At 51.4% G+C, this 13,763-nt stretch carries 11 protein-coding genes; 7 read left to right on the top strand and 4 right to left on the bottom strand.

The genetic code is table 11. From position 1 onward, the window contains the following. The first annotated feature begins 33 nt into the window (after positions 1-33). From traF to H7995_RS26665, 3 genes are read left to right on the top strand one after another with little or no spacing between them, the layout of a single operon-like run. Positions 34-990 carry a conjugal transfer protein TraF gene (traF, locus tag H7995_RS26655; protein ID WP_185819192.1) on the top strand — a complete coding sequence of 319 codons (957 nt, stop codon included), beginning with the start codon at positions 34-36 and terminating at the stop codon, positions 988-990. Further along, positions 980-2,437: a conjugal transfer protein TraH gene (locus tag H7995_RS26660; RefSeq protein WP_185819193.1), complete on the top strand. Its 1,458-nt coding sequence runs from the start codon at positions 980-982 to the stop codon at positions 2,435-2,437. The genes traF and H7995_RS26660 overlap by 11 nt, the downstream gene beginning before the upstream one ends. A 15-nt stretch (positions 2,438-2,452) precedes the next feature. Beyond that, entirely contained in the window at positions 2,453-6,055 is a 3,603-nt protein-coding gene (locus H7995_RS26665) for a conjugal transfer protein TraG N-terminal domain-containing protein (RefSeq protein ID WP_185819194.1), read from the top strand. Positions 6,056-6,126: 71 nt separating this feature from the next. Here the strand turns inward: H7995_RS26665 and H7995_RS26670 are convergent, their stop codons facing one another. The 3 genes from H7995_RS26670 to H7995_RS26680 all read right to left on the bottom strand — a co-directional run bounded on the left by H7995_RS26670 (position 6,127) and on the right by H7995_RS26680 (position 9,007). Further along, positions 6,127-6,747 (bottom strand): thioredoxin domain-containing protein, encoded by a 621-nt coding sequence (locus H7995_RS26670; RefSeq protein ID WP_244647829.1) that lies wholly within the window; start codon positions 6,745-6,747, stop codon positions 6,127-6,129. Next, a complete protein-coding gene (locus tag H7995_RS26675) occupies positions 6,653-8,287 on the bottom strand; it encodes a GspE/PulE family protein (protein WP_185819195.1) in 1,635 nt (544 codons plus the stop codon). Before H7995_RS26675 ends, H7995_RS26670 begins: the two co-directional genes overlap by 95 nt. Positions 8,288-8,575: 288 nt before the next feature. Next, entirely contained in the window at positions 8,576-9,007 is a 432-nt protein-coding gene (locus H7995_RS26680) for a lytic transglycosylase domain-containing protein (RefSeq protein WP_185819196.1), read from the bottom strand. A 48-nt stretch (positions 9,008-9,055) separates the two neighbouring features. On the opposite strand from H7995_RS26680, the gene H7995_RS26685 reads away from it, so the two are divergent. Further along, complete coding sequence (locus H7995_RS26685; protein WP_244647830.1) at positions 9,056-10,021, top strand: tetratricopeptide repeat protein; 966 nt, start codon at positions 9,056-9,058, stop codon at positions 10,019-10,021. On the opposite strand, the gene H7995_RS26690 is transcribed toward H7995_RS26685, so the two are convergent. Continuing rightward, positions 10,018-10,536 carry a hypothetical protein gene (locus tag H7995_RS26690; RefSeq protein ID WP_185819197.1) on the bottom strand — a complete coding sequence of 173 codons (519 nt, stop codon included), beginning with the start codon at positions 10,534-10,536 and terminating at the stop codon, positions 10,018-10,020. The genes H7995_RS26685 and H7995_RS26690 overlap by 4 nt on opposite strands. A gap of 98 nt (positions 10,537-10,634) precedes the next feature. Between H7995_RS26690 and H7995_RS26695 the strand changes: the two genes are divergently transcribed. The 3 genes from H7995_RS26695 to H7995_RS26705 form a co-directional block, all read left to right on the top strand. Next, the gene (locus H7995_RS26695) at positions 10,635-11,057 is read left to right on the top strand and encodes a hypothetical protein (RefSeq protein ID WP_185819198.1); all 423 of its coding nucleotides are present in this window, start codon (positions 10,635-10,637) and stop codon (positions 11,055-11,057) included. Beyond that, on the top strand, positions 11,054-12,181 hold the full coding sequence (locus H7995_RS26700) for a hypothetical protein (RefSeq protein WP_185819199.1): 1,128 nt from the start codon (positions 11,054-11,056) through the stop codon (positions 12,179-12,181). The genes H7995_RS26695 and H7995_RS26700 overlap by 4 nt, the downstream gene beginning before the upstream one ends. Continuing rightward, positions 12,178-13,763: conjugal transfer protein TraN (locus tag H7995_RS26705; protein WP_185819200.1), on the top strand; the 1,586-nt coding region annotated here is incomplete at its 3' end. The genes H7995_RS26700 and H7995_RS26705, both read left to right, overlap by 4 nt.

Genomic DNA, 13,763 nt, shown 5'->3' on the forward strand with positions numbered 1-13,763 from the left:
ACCGCATATGCATACGCGTATAGGATTAAAATAATGAAGTTAGTATTAGCCATCCTGCTAGGCGTAACGGGCCTCGGGCACCTCAACGCCCACGCGAGCGAAGAACCCACTCGCTTCATTGAAAGGAAATCAGAAGGCTGGTTTTTCTACAAAGATCCGAAAGAGCTGCCTCCACCGCCGCCGCCGATTGTTGTCCCGCCCAAGCAAGCGGAGACAGCAAAGCCCCCCCCGAAAACGGACCAACAGGAGCCGTTCTCTGTTTCATGGCTGCGTGAATACATGCCGAAACTTCTCGATGCAGCGATCGACGACCCTACGAAAGAAAACGTAGAGGCCTACATGTATGCGCAGCGCGTGGCCATGGATAAATCACAGCGTTATGCGGAAATGACGACTCGTGTTGTCGCGGCAGATCCTTTTCTCGACGAAAACAACCGCGTTCCAATCGCGACATACACCAAACCGTTCTTCCTCAGAAATGCTCAAGCTGGCATATCGGACGCTCTTAAGCACGTGGCAAAAGTGGGCGGGCTTTGGGTATTTTTCGATTCAAAGTGTAGTTTCTGCCAACCCCAGGTTAATACCGTTCAGGAGATTGCGAAACAATACGGTTTCGTGACTAAGTTCATTTCCATGGACGGGAAATCACTTCCAAACGTACCTGAGTTTGTTACCAACAGCGGTCAGGCCAGTATTCTGAACCTGCGCATAACACCTACAACGGTCCTGGTAGTTCCTCCTAATAACTACTTCATTGTGTCGCAAGGCATGATGGCGCAAGACCAGCTTTCCGAGCGAATTATTGCCGCGGCTGACAGCAACGATCTATTGCCGAAAGACATTGCTCTGAAGATTCACACTTATGACCGCGGCGTATTGACGAACGAAGATACGAAACAGGGTGCGAGTAACGACCCAAAAAAATGGGTTCAGTATCTGAAAAACAAACTGGAAGGTCGTTACGAAGGGGATAGCAACCATGCACAGTAAATTTAAGCGCTATATTGCGTTACTTGTGACTACGGTCATGATTACCGTGTCGCTGCCTGCATTCGCGGGCTTACAAGACGCTCTTGACGGCATGTTCCTGTCAAACAGCACTGCCCCGGGCGGCTTTGCCAGTCAAAGTCGTGGGGGGTTCGTAGCCGGTGGCGCCGCATTACGCAGCCCGGTACGGAACATTAACCTGGTGGCGTTCGACCCACCCAGGCTATCCGCTGGCTGCGGTGGCATTGACTTATTCGGTGGTTCGTTCTCATTTATCAATGCTGACCAATTGGTTGCTTTGTTTCGCCAAATCGCTGCCAACGCTGTCGGTGTGGCGTTCAAAGCAGCGATTGATGCAATCAACCCGGCCCTAGGCAAGTTGATGCAGGACTTCCAAAACAAACTGCAAGCCCTCAATCAGATGATGAAGAACACTTGCGCAGTAGCAAACTCCATCGTCAAGTCGTTTACGGACCCGTCAGCTCGTAAAGAAATGGCCGACACCGCCTCCAACGCGGCCCAGACAGCTAAAGGTTCATTCTCGGACTTGTTTGCTGGATTCACCGATCTTTTCAGCTCTCCTAACTCTACTACCGACAAAGCCACCAACGATGGCACATGTGAGGAGTGTGGCAACCCTGTTTGGAAGGCACTGACGGACACAAGTGCAGGTCAATACCTGGGCAACCCTGATACAGGCGAAGCTAATGCGAACCGTGCGAACGAGGTTGTCATGAGCATGATTGGCGCCGTCATCATGACCAGCCCCGACACCGCCGGTGGAAACAACCCAGACGGCTCTCCAAAGGTGAAGGTAGGGCAAATTTTCAGTCCTACTTTGACTCTGATGAACTTTAAAAATGGATCCAGTGGCAACAGCACACCACTGAAGGTTTTGCACTGTAACAATGGGTACGACCGCAACAAATGCACCTCAATCGACCCGAACAATGCATTGAGTTTTGATGGGACTCTTGGCTATACCAATAAAATGCTTTTTGGCTATACCCAGGGCGCGACGACAGGCACCACCGCGGACTCGATTGTTGGCAAGCTCACATACTGCCAAGCAGGCGCCTGCGGCTTTACATCGGCCCAAATTAAATTTATTAACGCCATCCAAACGCCTGTACTGGCTCTGATCAAGCAAGTCCAACAGTCACCAGGTGCGATTCAATCGATTGCGGAGCAACTGGCACCGTTAATTGCTAACGAACTCGCCGTTAAATATGGTGAGGCGGCAATTTATGCTGCCAACCAATCCTTCAACGGGGTGCGTGGGATGAAACCTGATTTCGTTGAGCCGAACATTCGCAAGTTGACTGTTGAACTGGCTGAAATCCGTGCCGAGCATGAAAAGTTACAACCCAAGATTGTGGCCGCCAAAGAGCTCGTCAAAATCATCCTTTCAAGCAACCCGGCTGTGTTTGTAAAGCCCGGTCGAATCTAATAAAGGTGACGAGATATGGATTTTTCGATTTATGTACTCGGTGATGTAAGCTCTTTTTACTCAACGATTAACGGACTCGCCATGATTTTCAGAAATGGCGGTTTCATGAATGGTGTTTATCTGGTCGGCGGTTTTGTCGCCCTGATGTCCGGTATCATGTTTATGATTCAGAAGGGCGGTGGTGAACAGTTCATCCCTGCTAACGGTCCGATTGGTGGACTTTTTGGGTTTGGTATGGTGGTCGCATGTTGCTCCATACAGACTTCGGTAACCATTCAGGATATTTACACCGGGAATATCGCAAAGGTTGACCATGTTCCACTGATTATCGCTGCACCGGCAAGCTTGTTCACAACTGCGTCGTACAGCATATTCGACAAAGTCAATACAGCCTTCCAAAGCACCAGCGGTAGTTACATGGGCGTTAGCCAAAATGGCTTTATCACTCCGTTGAAGCTTTTAATGACGCTGCGCAAAGGCGTGGAAAATGTGGACCCTTATCTGGTCTCCAGCTTGAAGCAATTCATCATTGATTGTGTTCCAGGGTCGACGACATTCAATATGAACAACTTCCAAGCCAGCCCGGACATGGTCAATTATGTCTTGTCATATTCAAGACCAAATGGACTTACCACCTATTGGGATAACCTCAATGCGGCTGGAACATCCATGGCTTGCCAAGATGCTAGCGCCAAGATCAACACCGTCGTCTCTGCATTCCCGGCCAGCGCCAACCTGAAGAAGCTGATTAACGCTGGCATGAAAGACAAAAACCCAATGGGTGGCGCCTACACTACAACCAACGTGGACGACGCAATCACCAATCTGGTCCCAACCCTTTGGTCGGCGGCGCAAAGCTCTGATCAGTTCATGACGAACGCGTTGTTTTTCAACTCGGTCTGGGGTACTTACAACTGCCTCGATAGCGTCCAGGATCAGAACAGTTTCAACTTGTGCATGGTTTCACTGACTCAACAAGATGAACAGTTCCGCTCTGATTCGGCCGCGTCTGGTAGCTTCTTTGCCAAGATCATGATGCCGACCATGATTTTCCTGCAACTGTTGTTTTTTGGCTTCGCGCCCATTGTGATCATCTACGGCCTGTTCAAAGGGGCCGGCGCACTCATGGCGTACGTCAAATACCTAGGGTTCGGTGTGTGGACCTCTTCATGGTTGCCGTTCTCCGCCGTTATTCAGATGTACATTCAGAATGACGTTGCCGACAAACTGGCCCAGTTCACAGAGAAGGGCCTCGTACCCAGCAATTTACAGGCGGTCTATTACGACGTGCTGGCTACTCGACTCGGCATTGCGTCGGACATGCTAGCTGCCACGCCATTGATTTCGGCCGCCATGCTCGGAGTAACGGGTTACGGGATGGTGTCCCTGGCCAGTCGCTGGTCAGGTCGAGATCACAACGATGAAAAGCTACAGTCACCTGACATTATGAAGAACGGTGCGCATGTTGATGTTGCATCGCGAAATCAATACGGCGCGGAATATAAGGGTTCCGAAAAATCAGGCCTCGCCCAGGCCGACGCAGCCTGGAACAAAGCAGAGCTCAAACAAACGCTAGGAACATCAACTCAGAGCGCGCTGGGCGAAGACCATACCAAACGCTCAGAATCAGCCTCAGCTGTTGAGGCGAGTATGCGCCAGGTCATGTCCTACAAATCGGGGGACTCCTGGTCGAACTCGCAAATGCAATCGTTGGAGCGCTCCCATACCAGCATGACGCAACAGGCCATGAAAATGGGCGATAAAATAGCCGATTCGCTTGGCATGACAGGCAGCGATCGCGATTCTTTTAAACAAAACTTTAATGCTGAGGTTGGCTTCCGTGGCATTTTTGGGGGAGTGAGTGCCGGCGTGGCGTCCTCCACAGGTAAGGAAATGTCGAAGGACCAAGCGACGAAAATTAGCTCTGAGTTTGGTTCTGAGATTGCCAAAAACGAAAGTGATATGAAAGGCTGGAAAGCGGCGGCATCCTCGGCGTTTGCACATAGCACAGGCAAGGAAGCTGCTAGTGAAAATGGTTTGAGTCGTCGTCTCAGCTCAACAACAGCTGATACGCAGTCTTCCTTCCAGCGCTTCCAAAAGGCAACCTCCGCTGAAGCGAGCGTCAGTGCAGGCGTACAAATTAGTGAAGATACAACGGGTGGTAACCTGATCCGCTCCCCAGAGGCGATGCAAGCACTCAATAGCGCCATTTCGAACCTGGACAGCTCGCAACGCGACGCTTTCAATAAAAAATTCCCAGAGCTTGAAACCCGGTATGGGCAACGTTCCGTCGGCATGCAAGGCAAACGTGAAGCGGCTCAGCTATGGGCATTGAATTCCGTCGACAAAGCCGCGTTTGCGAACGTGGTATCGGCCATGCAAAGCGGATCTATCAGCGGTCCAACCGACAATAATGCCGAACGAGCACAAGGCGTTGGTCAACGTGCGCAGCAGGTACCCGACAATCCTGGAGGCAATGTCGCGAATGCAAATATCGGCACCCCGTCGACTAACGTTCCGGGTGTAAACGCCGATCAGGTCGGGCCAACCGGCGCTCCACAACCGCCGACACTCGATAAGCTTTCAAGTGGCTTGGATGAATATAAGCGTTATGAAGATCGCGAGACGTATGTAAGTTCCCAAATGCCGGCTGGTGTTGAGAACGCCAAGGATATGCTCCGGGGCGCTAAACGTCAGGTTGCCAATGGAGACACATCGATCTCGGCTGAAACCATGACTGGCGTAATGTCGTCGAAGCCGATCGCCAATACCGTGACCGCCTTAGGCAATAAAGAGCAACAATGGGAAGCGGAAAATCCCAAGACGGCAGTTGCAGCTAACGTTGCAACACTTGCGATCCCAGGGCTAGGGTGGGGTGGAGCGGCTACACGGGGGGTTATGTTCGCCAGGGCGGGAGCAACTGCGTATAAGGCCGAGAAGGCGCTTAGAGTGGCTGAAGCAGGTGCAGAGGTTGCTCACGCCGGTAGGGTGGCGAATGCCGCCGGGCATGAAATACCCGCGGTCCTTCGCTCGCAAGGGCAAGCAACCCGAATCGTTAATGCTGATCACGTCGCAGAAGCTTCTGAAACCGCAAAATCGGCTGGCAAAGCTTTAGCGTCCGCGGGCCGAGAAGCGAAGGACGCCACCAAACTCGCGGCTAAAACATCCGTTGAGCCTGCCTTTATGATTACCGCTGATCACATGGCGGATACTCACAGGGCAGAGACCAGCGCCAATTCAGGTGCTGAAGCACCATTGAATCCTGGCTCCGTTTTACATTCGATGCACCAAGAGTCGAATCATGGCCAATCACAACAGCCTCTAATAATGCCCATGTCGCCGGCGCCGGCGGCCGACCCACTTGCTCCACTCGGCGGTCATTCAGGCGATTTGCGAGCGGTAGGAGGAGGGAATGAAAGCACGTTTGGTGATGGGCTCATGGGCGCAACAGGTGCGGACTCGGGCTCCCCGTTCAGTTCCAACGAAGGTCAACGACCAGCACCTCGCGTGAACTACAACCCAACCCCGGATGAAGGCACCAGCAGTTCCAAGCCGGCACCAGGTGGCCGCGGTGGTGATGCCAAGGATTCAGGACCAGGTGTCCGCGGTTCACGGTAATCAAACACGAGGCAAAAAAAAGCCCTGCCAACTGGCAGGGCTTTTTTATTGCTGTCTTCCACCCCTATGCATCATCGGTTTTGAATCACCTTACTCACCATCCCGTTGGCAAGCTGGATGAACATCCCAGAATCGCCCATGACACTATCTGGATTGATTACGTAACGACCACCGATCGCCAACGAAGGAGTCGCATCGACACCGTAAGTTAGCAGCTTGGCAAATGCGCTCTCCAGTCGAGCCTGCGTCACGTTTACCCATGCCTTTTCAAACCCTTGTACCTTCGCCGCGGCGACAGCCTTTGCCCAGGTCTGGGGGTTCTCCATCTCCATCCCCCCCTCATGAATCTGTGCATATGCGGCCGACATAAACGCCGGCAACCGAGCGGGATCGGCATCCTGGACCGCGTAAAAAGCCCGCGCTGCCATATAGTTACCCTTGTCGGGTACAGCCACGGGAATAAACTCGGCACTCCACCCAGCAGGCATAGTTTGCGACCATCGCGATAGAACCTGGTCGTAGGTTGCACAGACCGGACAACTGAAGGAGAAGAACACGAAGACCTTGCGGGCATCTTGGGTCTGCACGGTGACCTCTCTATACGGCAACGACGGCACCGGCTCCTGAGCCATCGTGAACAGGGGCGACATCAGCGACGTAACGACGGCCATCCGAGCGATAAACTTCTTCATCCAATTTTTCCTGTGTGATGAGCTTCAGCTCAATGACCAAATCGAAAAGTGATTCCTGATGACGCTCTGTACTCCAAGTCCGAACGGCGGACTTCACATCGTCGTAAGGCAAAATTCTGCGTGCTGCCAGTTCAAACAAGAAATCAACGGCGCCCTCGGTGTATCCCAGTGCCCTGGCAACTTGTTCTTGGGTAACCAACCCTTGATCAACCAAGATTTGCCCGACCTTGCGGACCTTGCCTTCTACTAACAGCGCAAGCTGCGATTCAGCGGCCTCGTTCACTTCGGCAAAACTGACTAAACCTTGGGCGAGAAGAACATCTCCTATCCGTCGGACACTGGGGGCTACCGAGTCGTCCTTGATTAGCCGTTGGACAAGTTCCATCGTCGTGGTCCCTGCGGAAACCATCCGAATTCCTGCCTGCCCCAACGTATCGAATTGCGGTTGACGAGTAGCAGCATTGAGAACCGCCATCTCACCGCCGTCGCCGAGAATTGCCGCTCGAACATGCTTATCTGACTTGATCATTTCGATAATCGGCCGCTTACCAGAGAATGCCTCTTTTGCCGTCGCACGTGGCACTTGCCCCTGGATCATCGGCAACCCGTTGGACTTCAACCAATGCACTTCAGCGTCTGTTACGTCAGTCCACTGGTGCTGAACGTTATTGTTGAGGGTTTGAACCAGACGCTGAGCGATCACGCCCAGCAGCGTTGAAGCCAATGCCTGTTTGTCGACACCCAAATCGATAAGCCGCGGAACAGCCTGCGCCGCGTTGTTGGTGTGCAACGTCGACAGAACAAGGTGTCCGGTGTTCGCGGCCTGCATCGCAATCGCGGCGGTTTCGGCGTCACGGATTTCACCTACCAGAATCACATCGGGGTCCTGTCGAAGCAGGGCACGAAGCCCTGAAGCAAAAGTGACGTAAGGAGTTACGTTGACCTGCACGAATCCTGGGACAACATATTCAACAGGGTTCTCGAGGGTGTTGATGTTCAACGTCCCGTCATTGAGCTCGTTGAGTGCAGCGTAAAGCGTCGTGGTCTTGCCTGAACCAGTAGGGCCAGTGACTAAAATAAGGCCCTGAGGTTCTTTCAGCATTTCCATGAAGTGGTGCTTCACCAGCGCCGGCATGTGAATATCGTCTATCGACATGCTGGCGTTCGACTGGTCCAACAACCGGCAAACAATTTTCTGCCCTCCGTGGCAAGGCAGAACACTCACACGGACATCGATTGCACGATCGGGATACCGCAGCGACATGCGACCATCGATTGCAGCATGACGTTGCGAAAGGTCCATGTTGGCCCGAGCGCGAATCTTGTCATCAAGCATTCTGCCAAGGCTGGCACCGATGATTTCGACGGGCTGCATGAAGTCGCCGATCCGCATTTGAATTACAACCCGATCACTTACCCACTGCATGTGGATATCGGGTGCTTTTAACTTCGCGGCCGTTTCAAACAATCTATTTAGGTAATCGGCACCCACCTTGTCATGAGGGCCACTGTGAATAAATAATGGGGGCTCTTTGATCATTTTGACCTCCTACCGCTAATTAGGCTTTGGCTTTACAGTTCAAAGTTGGTCCGTAAAACAAACGAGAGATAAAACTTTGAGTTGTTGCATCAGCCTCTAAACTCCATGAAAGGAGGTCGATTCTGGCATCAGTACTAAGGTAGTTTCTCCCTGCCCACCTAACGCCATCAAAGGCAACCCGCACAGGCAAAGCCCCGCGCTCAACCCGTTCGCACGGGGCCTCCGGGGCAATGGTGTACAGGACCCACCCGACTAACATCAGGGAAAAACAACCGCTTAACATCTGCTTCATAAAGAGCGTCCGTAATTGTTCATGATTTTTTGAATATATATGCGCTGATTTTCTACGTGTGGGCTGTTATACGCACCAACAGCTTTCCAAGTGCGGCCATACGTAACGATGTTATTTGCCAGTATCCAAGCAGCGACGTTAACGCTAACGCAGGCGTTCAGTAGATCCCTCTCACCAATTCCATAACTGGCCAGTTTGGGCAGCCACCAGGAATTGATCTGCATAAACCCGATGTCCTTTGAGCCATCCGAGTTCGAGGTGTTGATGATGTCGGCCTTTCCGGAAACGTTTTCGGTAACCTGGATGCTGCGCAGCAGCCTTTCGCTGACCTTGTATCGAGCAGCAGCCTCAGCGAAGCAGGTCGCATCAGCGCTGCCGGGGCCAACCACCAAGGCTGCGAGCAGTGATAAGAGGGATAGTCTTTTCATGCCGCAAAGAATACATTACGCGTACCAATAAACAAGGTGTATCAATACATGTTATCTCAGAATCGATACGCGGCATTCTGGGCGCTCCCCTTGGCCCTCGCTTGCTCGGTGGCGGTTGCAGATGAATCGGCCACTACGGGTAGCTCGACATCGGCCGCTGAAGTATTCGAGTCAGCGCAGCCGACATCGAATATCGGTACGGACATTTCAAGCGCCATGAAAGGCCTGCTGTCCACTGCACGTGGCGGAGGGGAAGTGTTGCGCACATGGGCTGCTTGGAAAAGCGGTGACAAACAGGCCCTGCCGAAGCTATTCGAACTGGCGAAGGGCGGCAACAGCAGGGCACAGAACATTGTGGGTTACCTGCTCGATCGCGGTGAAGGCGTGCGGCAAGACAGCACTGGCGCAGCCGCCTATTTTTTAGCTGCCAGCGAAAGCTTTCCCCTTGCCCGGTACAACTTGGCTGTTCTGACCTTTCTAGGCCGCGGGGTGCCAAAAAACGAAGCGAAAGCCATGTTGATGTTTGAGGATGCAGTTAAGTCGGCTGGCGTGGATTTGGCGGCAGTGCGCTTGTCTTTGTATTACCTCAAAAAAGGGGACGAGGACCTTGCATGGAAATGGGCCAATGAAGGCGCCAACCGGGGTAACGTAACCGCCTATTACTTGCTGGGTCGCATCCTCTACGAACGCAAGGAATTTTCGGAAGCTTTTGGGTGGCTGACCAAAGCCGCCCAGGCGAGCGAACCGAACGCACCAGCGATCTTATCTGCGATGTACAAGAGCGGGCAGGGGATGGATGAAAACCGAAAGATGGCCGCTTCCTGGTGGTTAATTTATGCAGGCCTTAATCGAAACAAGGTAGGTCTAAACGCAAGCGGCCTGGGGACGTTCGGACTGTCCACCAAAGAGGAAAATGAGGCGACGCATTTCGCTACCAACTGGCTTTCGTCACACGAGAACATGGTTCGCCCGAATTACGAAGCAACAATTCTTCAGGCAAGCCGGTCGGATTAACCATGCCCCCAGATCCACGCAACAATGGACGCTGCAAGCAGGCCAATCAAAGGCCATGAAATAAGCACCAGCTTCCAATCCGTTCGTGATGGCCAGCAATTGAGGCATTGGGGGGCAAACGCCACCCAAATCAGAATGTCCACCCATTGGAAATGCTGCGGTCCCTGGGTCAAGCGCCAGCTGGCCAACCCGTAAACAATCGGCAAGGCCAGTAAGGGCGCGAGGGCGGTTATCCAAGCATTTATCCAGTTCAGCCCTACGAACCCAACAGACCCCAGCACCAATCTTCCCCCATCAGTCCTGGGCACTAGAGACATAGAGCTCGGCCGAGCCATGGTCACAAATCCCACTATGTAATGCAGCATTTCGTGCACGAGCACGCCAGTAAATTGCAGGAATTTCATGGCTATCCAGGTTCGCCGTTGAAACGCCATGAACACCCCTAGCAACAGCGAAGGGACTAGGTAGTAAACAGGGTCTGAGAACAGCAAATTTAAATTCAGATATTTAGTCATCGGCCAGGTCCAAAACGGAAACGGATTCTGATAGATTGCGCTTGGACTCACGTGTAATATACATACGCGTTATTGATTCCAGCACCCAAGGAGCGATTATGAACTCGCCAATTTTTTTTCCTCGCCTTTCCACTGCCGGGCTCGTAGCAACCCTCATTTTTGTTTCCGCTAGCGCTCAAGCTGACCAAGCAAAAGACATTCTCTTCGCCGCTATCAAACAAGGGCATGTATCCGCCGAGCTAACGGGCGAACAGGCTGATGCGTGGAAAAAAAAGACAGGGTCTAACGAACCCATTCTGGTCGAGGCCAAGGTTCTTGGCCGGTTTAAGCAGCCAGATTGCGCAAAACTGGGTGTGAAGATGACACAGGCCAAGGTACCAAAGAAAGAGGGTGGCACTGGCCCCCTCGAGGTTGGCTGGGGGATGAATCTCTGCACGGACGGACTTCCTCCAGCGGAATCGGTCGACTGGTCGAAATCTCCCCAGACTGAGGTAAAGATCAACAAGGTGTCTGCCGAATGAAACTGACAAGGAAATTATTTTCGGTCGTGGGTTTTCTGGCATTGGTGATGTCAGCAGGTCAGGTTACTGCTGACCCACACACAGACGGCCTGGCATTGGGGAAAAGCAACCTCAACAAATTGTCGTCGAAAGTGAACAACACAAACGCTCAAGGGATGCCGCATTACACGAACAATCCACCTCAATCACAGAATTTTGGTTCTTCATCATTATTTAACGTGGGTGCGACCCGAATCACCACATGCAAAACGGCTGTTGCGGGCTCCGACAAAGTGGCGAACCAGGAATGTGATGCCGTTAACTTCCTCGCCAAAAACCCTGAGGACAAAGTCAAATTCCCTGTCAGCCCTAACGATCCGATCGTTAAAGGTATTGGCGACACGATTAACAACGCGACTGGTGGAAACGTCACACAGCAGTGCACCACAAAAACAACAACTACACCCGACATATATGCGACCGAAGTATGCAATGAATACAATTTATCCGAGGCCAAGGCTTGCACCATGGGGCAAGTAGTCGAAGTGGACGCAGATTCAAACTATCTATGTAACACGACTCATAACGCACTTCAGTCGTTTGATTGCCATCGCGGTGCAGTGCCCACGATTCTACAGGCACCACAGCCTTTCAACTACTCAGTCGATCAAGGATCCAATGTTCCTACCTGGACTTCACAGACCTTTAACATGAACCTATCCGTCCAGGGGACACCGCAAAGTTTTACTCTAACCGGATACAGAGTAGATAACAATGGCCAATTGTTGATTAACGGTGCGGTCGTATACCAAAACATTTTCGGTGAGTGGGCGGGTCATGACATACGAAATAGTCGCATAGTAACTAACTCGCGGACCGGTAATTCCTCGCTTTTTGATCAATATAACAATTTTCTATCTAACTATCACGATGACGGCTGCAATTCAGGATGTCGAGGCGAAGCACCTAATATTGATATCACAGGGTATATTCACGAAGGTAATAATGAAATAACTTTGGTTTGCATCAATGCAAACAAAATTGGCCCTTGCTCCGTTACTATTCAAGGTATCGCCTCGACGCCAATAGTTGTTGGATCTGTTATATCTAACGGGTGTATTGACCTAGAGGCGAAGTCGCGATGAAACTGATAAAAGCACTTCTATTCTTGCTTCTGTTTCCATGCATATTAGATCCTGTCGTCGCAGCATCATGCAGAAAGACGGGCTCCGTTTGCGTCGATACCACACCATCAAAAAATGTATCTGGCGTTAATGTGACACTAGCTCAAGTTGGGGGGTGCTGGGATTTTAAAGATACATACGAGTGCATTCAGCCGAACGCAGTTGACTATTGTGCGGCAATTTCTAAGATCGCAGGCTGCTGGCAAACTGGCACCTCTTGCATTTCAGCTGCATGGGACGGCACTTGTCTGACAGAGCAACGGACATTCCGTTGCGGCGACCCATCGTTGCCTACGCCATCAAATACAGTAAAACTGGGTAACACCTACACCATAACTAAAGATCAACTCGACACTAGTCAATGTAAGTCCTATACCGATAACCCACTTTGCTACTTAGCTGCTCACACCTGTGTAGAAGGCCCAGAAACTCGTGTCATCAACGGACTTCCTGTTTACAAAGCTTGCTGGAGGTACAAAGACGATTATTCCTGCATCAACCCGAATAAACAAAATGATTGCCAACAGTTCGTGGATAAGGGATGCAAAAAAATTGATGAGGTGTGCCTCCAAAGCACGGACCCAATTGGCTGCGTCATGAAGCAAGTGACATATAGCTGCATTACACAAAAAGGGACGACCACAACGACGGAAGACTGTAGTACAAAGACTTCATGCTACCAGGGCGTCTGTTGGGATACTGGTTATCCTAGTGACACCGATTTCGCAAAAGCTGTTGCTGCCCAAGAAGCAGCCCGAGAGGCGGGTGTTTATGGAGCCAATGGTGGTCTCTTTGATGGTGTAGCTGAAACCTGCGCGAAGGGATATGGGGGCATCAAGAACTGCTGCGAGAAGAGCGGCGGAGCACAGTCAAACAACTCGATTATGGGGTCACTGGCTACGAGCACTGCATTTGGGGCTGTTCAGTACGGCTCAAAATACATGTATGACTTCGCCTATGACAATTCTGCCTGGGTTCAAAGTGGTTCTAAAGCGTTCGGCCTCGAGCATGCTGCTGGTGCTGACTTCCAGATTGGGATGTATGGCCTTACTTATTCGTTTGGTGCCATTCCAGCTACAGGGCTGTTAGGGGGCCCCGTATATGGTTTAGGTGGTGGTTTCTATTTCGACCCATATAGTTTTGCCATTGCCGTCGCAATTCAAGTTGTCATGGAATTAAGATCTTGCGAACCAGAAGAGCAGAAATTAGGTATGCACCGTGGCGCCAATCTTTGTCATTTGGTTGGTAGTTATTGCTCGAAAAAGGTCTTTGGAGCGTGCCTGGAAACTACTGAAGCCTACTGCTGCTACAACTCAAAATTAGCAAAAATTATTAACGAACAGGGAAAACCCCAAATTGGGAAAGGTTGGGGCACTCCCGAAAGTCCAAGTTGCGGGGGGTTCAGTGTCGAAGAATTCCAACGTGTCGATTTTTCAAAACTTGATCTTACCGAGTTCATCGCTGATGTCATGAATGCTGCGGTACTACCAAATGTGGATGGACTCCAAAATTCAGTGAAAACAAAAATGGATCCTGAATGGAT

This window comes from Pseudomonas kielensis, assembly GCF_014236655.1.
Taxonomy (GTDB): Bacteria; Pseudomonadota; Gammaproteobacteria; order Pseudomonadales; family Pseudomonadaceae; genus Aquipseudomonas; species Aquipseudomonas kielensis.